Origin of the sequence: Streptomyces sp. NRRL F-5135, from assembly GCF_000719775.1 — a bacterium.
In the GTDB taxonomy this organism is placed as follows: domain Bacteria; phylum Actinomycetota; class Actinomycetes; order Streptomycetales; family Streptomycetaceae; genus Streptomyces; species Streptomyces hebeiensis.
The window spans coordinates 1-1,868 of record NZ_JOHR01000046.1 but is presented as its reverse complement, the minus strand read 5'-3'; the positions used below and the strand labels follow the sequence as shown (position 1 = coordinate 1,868).

1 protein-coding gene is annotated in these 1,868 nt (G+C 70.5%); it reads left to right on the top strand.

Going from position 1 to position 1,868, the window contains the following annotated elements; all coding sequences use genetic code 11:
• Positions 1-479 precede the first annotated feature (479 nt).
• Positions 480-1,868: DUF1906 domain-containing protein (locus IG02_RS0135330; protein ID WP_051766165.1), on the top strand; the 1,389-nt coding region annotated here is incomplete at its 3' end.

Below are 1,868 nucleotides of genomic sequence, written 5' to 3'. Positions count from 1 at the left end.
TCCACCCCCTACAAGACCGGCAAGCTCTACCTCTACAAAGGCAACGGCAGCACCCTGGGCGGCCGTACCGAAATAGGCACCGGCGGCTGGTAGACCACGCCGTCCCGTTGACACCGGTGGCGGGGCACCCCTTCCGGCTGACAGCACTCCCGGCCCGGCACCCGCCAACGGATGGCGGCCATGGCGGCTACGGCGGCCACGGCCACCCATCCGCTGACCGCTCGTCGGCGGACAGCCGGCTGACAGCCGCCCGCCACCGGCACCGGCACCGGCACCGGCACCGGCAGCACCGGCAGCACCGGCAGCACCGGCAGCACCGGCAGCACCGGCAGCACCGGCAGCACCGGCACCCTACCCATTTCACCGGACGTGGGCCCGTGCCCCGGCACCGCAGTGGTGCGGGCCCCGTTCACCATTCAGTCCGCAGCCCGGGCGGCGCCATGCCCGCCGCCCGCCTGCTGCTGCTCTCGGGAGCTCCCATGAATGAGAAGAACACCACGAAGTACCTCCGCGGACTGGCCGCCCTCGGCGCGACCGCCGCCATCGTCGCCACACCCCTGAACCCCGCCTCGGCCGACGCGGCCGGCTCCGTCACCTCGGGGACGGACGGCAAGGACGTCTCGTACTACGGTCTGTCCCTGACGGTGCCCGTCGACTGGGACGTGGTCGACCTGGCGGCACGTCCCGACACCTGTGTCCGCCTCGACCGGAACACCGTCTACCTCGGCCACCCCGGGGCCGACCAGGACTGTCCGACCCGTCTGATCGGGCCGAAGACTGACGCCCTGGTCATCGAGCCCGTCTCCGGCGCCACCGCGCGTACCGACCTCCCCGTCGTGGCTGTCCCGGAGGGAGGGCAGGTCCCCGGCACACTGCCCACCGACGAAGGCCACGAAGTTCGCGTGACGTTCGAGGCGGCGGGGCTCTCGGCGACGGCCAGTCACAGCGGCTCCACCACCGCCGTACAGCGGATCCTGGCCTCGGCCACGGTGGACGGCACCGCGCCGAAGCCGCCTGCCAGCGAGCGACCGGCGCCGCCCACGGCCCCCTCCCTCGCAGCGGTGACCCCGTCAACGGGTTACAAGGGCAAGGCGTTCGACGCCTGCGCCGCCCCGTCCAACGCCACCATGTCCGACTGGGCTGCCTCGCCGTACCGCGGTGTCGGCATCTACATCGGCGGTCCGACGCGGGTGTGCGCACAGCCCAACCTGACCGCCTCATGGATACAGACACAGACGTCGCGCGGCTGGCACATGCTGCCCATCTACGCGGGGCTCCAGGCTTCGGGCATCTCCTCCGGCAGCGCGGCGGCGCAGGGCCGCTCGTCCGCGGACAAGGCCGCCGACCTGGCCAAGGACCTGGGCTTCGCCAACGGCACCGTGCTGTACACGGACATGGAGCAGTACTCGTCCGGCTACCGGACCAATGTGCTCAACTACCTCTCTGGATGGTCGCAGCGGATCCGGGAGCTCGGCTTCCGCTCGGGTGTCTACAGCTCCTCCAGCAGTGGCATCAAGGACCTCGCCTCGGTCTACAACTCCAGCTCCTACCACCGCCCAGATGTGGTGTGGGTCGCGAACTGGAACGGCCAGGCGAACACGAACGACGTCAACCTGCCGTCCGGTTACTGGGCCGACCGCCAGCGGGTGCACCAGTACGCGGGCAACGTCACCGAGTCGTACGGCGGTACCAGCATCAACATCGACCGCAACTACATGGACGTCGGCTCGGCCGTGTCCGACCCGGGGATGACGGAGCTGGCGGCGGGCGAGTTCAGCGGCGGCGGCAAGAACGACCTGCTGGCCGTACAGGTGTCGACGGGCAAGCTGTTCATGTACCCCAACACCGGCGGCAGCGGACTCGACATG